Below are 4,818 nucleotides of genomic sequence, written 5' to 3'. Positions count from 1 at the left end.
AGCCAGAATTTTTCAGGTACGGATTATAAAGAAGACTTTATGATTCTTAAGAACATCTTGTCGAATATGGGCTGTAGCGTGCCGACTTTGTACAAGCAGTATAGCGACCTATGTGAACCGGGTGGCCTAAAGTTCTTGGGCTTTGGTGTTGACCCTGACTTTGGTGATTGTATCGACGGTTTAGTGATGGTCGATGTCAGTAAGATCAAGGAAAAGAAGCGTAAGCGCTATATCCCTGAAGTTATTGAACAACAGGAAGATAAATAATGCGTGCGGCCTGGCAAGCATTGAATGTGATGTGGACATTGCATGGTGAGCAGGCGTCGGGCGAGAAGTCTGCCCGTAGCGAACTGCTTTATCTTGAGGGGAGTGATATTGATAGCAGCTGCGTCAGTGTTGATGTCTATGAACCGCATATAAAACCGAAGGGATGCATTGCGTTCTTTCACGGCATGTCTCCTTTTGGAAAAGACGATTCTCGTATCGTTACACTTTGTCAGTCGCTATGTCATGTCGGCTTTAGAGTGGTTTCTCCTGATGTTCAGTCAATCAAAACTTTGAAGATTGATCCTCGGCAGATCGACTTGGTTGCAGATATATTAAGTGCGTTGGTGGATCAGTCGCACTTATGTTCTTCGGGTAGGCTGAGTGTTCTTGCGCCGTCTTTTTCCGGTGCCATATGTTTGGCTGCTGCAGCGGATGAACGTGTTAAAGACCGAATCATCTCGGTGTGTGCCATTGGTGCATTTACGGAAGTTGATTCGGTGATGAACTACTTGCTGACCGATACCGATGCAGACCCCTATGGGCGTTATATTGTACTGAAGAAAATTATCCCAATGGTGATGGAGGCGAAGGTCAATGAGAATTGCCTGGCTTTACAACAAGCCTTGGATGCAGCGATTCAGGACAATATTAATGAAACGACCCTGCTTGATATAGAAAACAAGCCGGAGCCGGGTAGTAATATTACTTTAGGGCAATGCATCGACCAATTAAGCCAGAGTGAAGCGAGTCTGGTGCATCGTGTTTTGAGCGACTCACAGTACCGGGAACTACTTTTTTCGAAAGCGAAAACGCCTCTATCAGAAGAATTAGAGGCTCTGGATATTGTCTCTCGCTTAGATGATTTGAGTGCCAAGGTTTTTCTGCTGCATGGCGCGGCAGACAATGTCATTCCCTGCGGGCAGTCAGAGCTCTTATACCGCAAACTACGCGAGATGAAAAAAGACGTTGATTTAGTGGTCACTCCTTTTATTAGCCATGGTGATACATGCTTTAGCTTAAGGCAGGTATTTGATGTCTGGCGTATCGTCAAAGGCTTTTCATTCTTTTTTGAAGACCACCATGCTTACACGAGATAGACAATCTTGAGAGAGTACGGCTTATACGGATATATTGATGAATAAAAATAAAATAAAAAAACGGCTGCCTGAGCTTTGGCAGTTAGAGCAGATTATTTCCCACACTAAGCACCCTCTGGTTGTTAATACCGAAGCGAATATTGATTTAGCCGGTCATCAGCTGCCACTGTATAGCATTGAAATGACACCTTATCGCCCGGGGCTGCCGACCGTTATTATTTCGGCGGGTGTTCATGGGATCGAGCGTATCGGTACACAAGTTTTGCTGTCGTACCTAGAGATGCTGCTGTCGCGAATGTCTTGGGATGTGGTGGTCGCCAAACAATTAGAAGCAATGAACTTAGTGTTTTTGCCGATAGTTAATCCTGGCGGGATGTATCTCAATACACGTGCTAATCCCAATGGTGTGGATTTAATGCGTAACTCTCCGATGGAAGCAGAGAGCGAGGCCCTGTTATTTGGTGGCGGACAAAGAATATCGCCACACCTGCCTTGGTATTGTGGCAAGGTCGAGGAGCAAATGGAGCTTGAGAACCAGAAGCTGGTAGAGGTGGTCGAGCGTTATTCTGATCAATCGCCCTTTACCTTAACGCTAGACTGTCATTCGGGCTTTGGCTTCCACGATTACTTGTGGTTTCCCTATGCTTATCGCAAACGGCCTATTGCGGTACTCGACAAGATTTATGCGCTGAAATTATTGCTAGATCGAACTTACTCTCACCATCATTATATCTTTGAGCCTCAGTCATTGAGTTATATCACGCATGGAGATCTGTGGGATTACATCTACAAGCGACATAAGAATTCACATGAGAGTATGATGATTCCTTTGACGCTTGAGATGGGCTCATGGAATTGGATTAAGAAGCGTCCGACTCAACTATTCTCTAGGTCTGGTTTATTCAACCCGATGGTGCCGCATCGCCTGCAACGCGTTTTACGGCGGCATATTATGCTATTCGATTTTCTTTGCTCGGCAGCCATTGGCTATAAGAGCTGGATGCCCAAGAAAAAGCAGCAGGTACAGACCTTTCAAGCAGCTAAGCAGTTTTGGTATCGCTAATGGAAAAGTGGATGCTAATAAGGGGTTTGTCTCGCCAGAAATTGCATTGGGGTGAGTTTCCTGAGCACTTAAAAACACTGTCAGGCGCAGAGGTATTGTTTGAGGACTTGCCAGGTTTTGGTGAGCGACATCATGAATCTAGCCCGGGGACGATAGAAGAAATTGCTGAGAGTCTTGCGCCGAGGATTTTTGACTCAGCCAAGCTTGTTGACGGTAAGATCAATCTTGTAGGTATTTCCATGGGCGGAATGGTGGCGCTTGCCTTGGCTCAAATGCACCCTGAAAAAGTCGCTAGCCTGATACTGATAAATTCAAGCTTTAGACCCTATGCTCGCTTTTATCAGAGACTTCAACCTAAGGCCTATGCAGGCTTCCTAAAGGCCTGGTTTAACCCCGTTATGCGCTACAGTGAGCGTGAAATTTTGCGATTGTCGAGTAACATGAGAGATAGTGATGAGTGTTTGCTAGATGAGTGGTTAGACTTCAGACGTAAGCAGCCACCTAGCCGGAGAGCGGCAATCAAGCAAATTCTGGCGGCCAGTCGCTTTCAATGCGAATCACAAAAGCCCGTCGAACATATGCTGTTTATTGCGGCTAAACAAGACAGGATTGTTAGCTACCACTGCTCTGAAAATGCCGCCCAAGCATGGGGGGCAGATTATCGTTGTCATCACTATGCCGGGCATGACTTGGCTTTGGATGCACCACAGTGGTTAGCCGAGCAGATCGTTGAGTGGCGACAGAGTCTATAAAGAGCGGGGTGAGAAGTAAGCAAACCTGAATGATCAGGCTTGCTTACTTGAATCTAGGCACAGGTTCTATTTTATGAAGAGGACGTTGGAGTCCATATAAGGTGCCTCATCAGCATAATCGTTTAAACTAATGAAGCTAATTTTTTCGCTATCCTGTTCAGTAAAGAAGAACTTGTTACTGCCCAAAGCACGGTCGTAGACAATGGATATTGTGCCGTCACCTTGAAAACTCCAGGAAAATGAAAAAGACGAGCCATCATTTTCATCTCCGTTGGTAGCGCCCGTATTGTTAGCAAAGAACTCAATAGAGCAGAAAGGGCAGTCTTCATAGTAGAATTCTTTAGTGAGATCACTTAACGAAGGTTGAATTGCTTCTACTGCACAATGCCTGATATGACTGACATCGTCTTCAGGAAGTTGGAAGCAGTATTGGCCCTGTTCGATCGCAGACTCTCTAAAGGTAAGTGTTTCATCGGCAAGGTAAACAATTACCTCGTTATTTACCACTGCCCATGTACCGCTCGTTACGCTCGCTAAACGTGAATCGTTATCATCGTTTCCGGTGAATTCAAAGGTCATGTCAGAGAAAAAACTGAAGATAACATAGGTATCATCGCCAAGGTCGTCGATAAAAGCCTTGCCACAGAGGTCTGACTCGGAAATTGTGTCGGAGCTATTATCTGGCTCGGGGCAATCAGGCAGTGTTATATTTTTACTGTCAGAGCCACAAGCAGACAAAAATAAAATTAAAGTGATTAGTGCGAATAGTTTAGACGCAGTCATAGTGTCGTTTCTCAAAATTTGATTATAAAGAGGATTTATTTATAGCTTTCGCATAAGCACGAAAGCGTGAAGAGTTTTATCGACAGAACTAAATAGCTTTCTGTTGATCAGAAAGTTCAGTTGTCAGTATTGATTTTTGGGTAATTAAAATAGAATGTTCGTCATATTCAAAATCCTTTTAAATATTTGAAGTTTAAGGGCCGCATTTTTGCGTAGTAAGAACGCGAACTATACTGTGGAAATCGTGTTCTTAGCAATGACTTTTTGGAGAACTATCGGTGTACTTATCAAGCCCAGAAGACAATGAAGTTTTGTTTGAGTCAATCGCGCAAGATTTGATTCAAACCGGCTGCTCTATCAATGAAGGGGCGATCCCTCAGGCTTTGGCTGATGCTTTGGCGCAGGAAGTAAAAGGCTTAGCTTCAGAGAAATTCAAGAAAGCCGGAATAGGGCGTGAGCAAGACTTTGTGAGGAACGAGACGGTTCGCTCTGATGAAATCGCTTGGATCTCAGAAGAGACGGAGGCGGGTAAGGCTTGGCTTGAATGGGCGTCTCAATTGCAGTCTTATATGAACAGGCGCTTATACTTAGGCTTGTTTTCGTTCGAAAGTCATTTTGCGCATTACAGTGCGGGTGATTTTTATCAGCGCCACTTGGATGCCTTTAAGGGGCAGTCAAATCGAACACTCACTTTGGTCGCCTATTTTAATAAAGACTGGACGCAAGAGGATGGCGGTGAGTTAGTTGTATACAAGGATCAGGATGATCAAGAAGGGCAAAAAGTGCTTCCTAGCTTCGCGACACTGGTGGTCTTTCTTAGTGAAGAGTTTCCGCATGAAGTGCTGCCAGCTAAAAA

General features: G+C 44.8%; 5 protein-coding genes and 1 pseudogene. 5 read left to right on the top strand and 1 reads right to left on the bottom strand.

Annotated elements, in window-relative coordinates:
* The 4 genes and pseudogenes from A3761_RS27640 to A3761_RS10925 all read left to right on the top strand — a co-directional run.
* Nucleotides 1–267, top strand: a pseudogene (locus tag A3761_RS27640) (GNAT family N-acetyltransferase); the annotation flags it as partial.
* A complete protein-coding gene (locus tag A3761_RS10935; protein ID WP_068507721.1) occupies nt 267–1,364 on the top strand; it encodes an alpha/beta hydrolase in 1,098 nt (365 codons plus the stop codon). The pseudogene A3761_RS27640 and the gene A3761_RS10935, both read left to right, overlap by 1 nt.
* A 37-nt stretch (nt 1,365–1,401) precedes the next feature.
* Nucleotides 1,402–2,427 carry a M14 family zinc carboxypeptidase gene (locus A3761_RS10930; RefSeq protein ID WP_068507722.1) on the top strand — a complete coding sequence of 342 codons (1,026 nt, stop codon included), beginning with the start codon at nt 1,402–1,404 and terminating at the stop codon, nt 2,425–2,427.
* A gap of 11 nt (nt 2,428–2,438) precedes the next feature.
* Nucleotides 2,439–3,179 carry an alpha/beta fold hydrolase gene (locus A3761_RS10925; protein WP_197470244.1) on the top strand — a complete coding sequence of 247 codons (741 nt, stop codon included), beginning with the start codon at nt 2,439–2,441 and terminating at the stop codon, nt 3,177–3,179.
* A gap of 66 nt (nt 3,180–3,245) precedes the next feature.
* On the opposite strand, the gene A3761_RS10920 is transcribed toward A3761_RS10925, so the two are convergent.
* Nucleotides 3,246–3,962, bottom strand: coding sequence for a lipocalin family protein (locus tag A3761_RS10920; protein ID WP_068507727.1), 717 nt, complete (start codon nt 3,960–3,962; stop codon nt 3,246–3,248).
* Between the two features lie 278 nt (nt 3,963–4,240).
* On the opposite strand from A3761_RS10920, the gene A3761_RS10915 reads away from it, so the two are divergent.
* Nucleotides 4,241–4,818: 2OG-Fe(II) oxygenase (locus A3761_RS10915; protein WP_068750208.1), on the top strand; the 578-nt coding region annotated here is incomplete at its 3' end.

Source organism: Oleiphilus sp. HI0123, from assembly GCF_001635315.1.
Note: the sequence above shows the minus strand (reverse complement) of the source record. Positions and strands in the feature narration are given on the sequence as shown.

Bases quoted from the DNA above. Each gene is read 5' to 3' on its own strand.
- A3761_RS10930 (WP_068507722.1), top strand. From the start codon at position 1,402: ATGAATAAAAATAAAATAAAAAAACGGCTGCCTGAGCTTTGGCAGTTA.
- A3761_RS10935 (WP_068507721.1), top strand. From the start codon at position 267: ATGCGTGCGGCCTGGCAAGCATTGAATGTGATGTGGACATTGCATGGT.
- A3761_RS10920 (WP_068507727.1), bottom strand. From the start codon at position 3,962: ATGACTGCGTCTAAACTATTCGCACTAATCACTTTAATTTTATTTTTG.
- A3761_RS10925 (WP_197470244.1), top strand. From the start codon at position 2,439: ATGCTAATAAGGGGTTTGTCTCGCCAGAAATTGCATTGGGGTGAGTTT.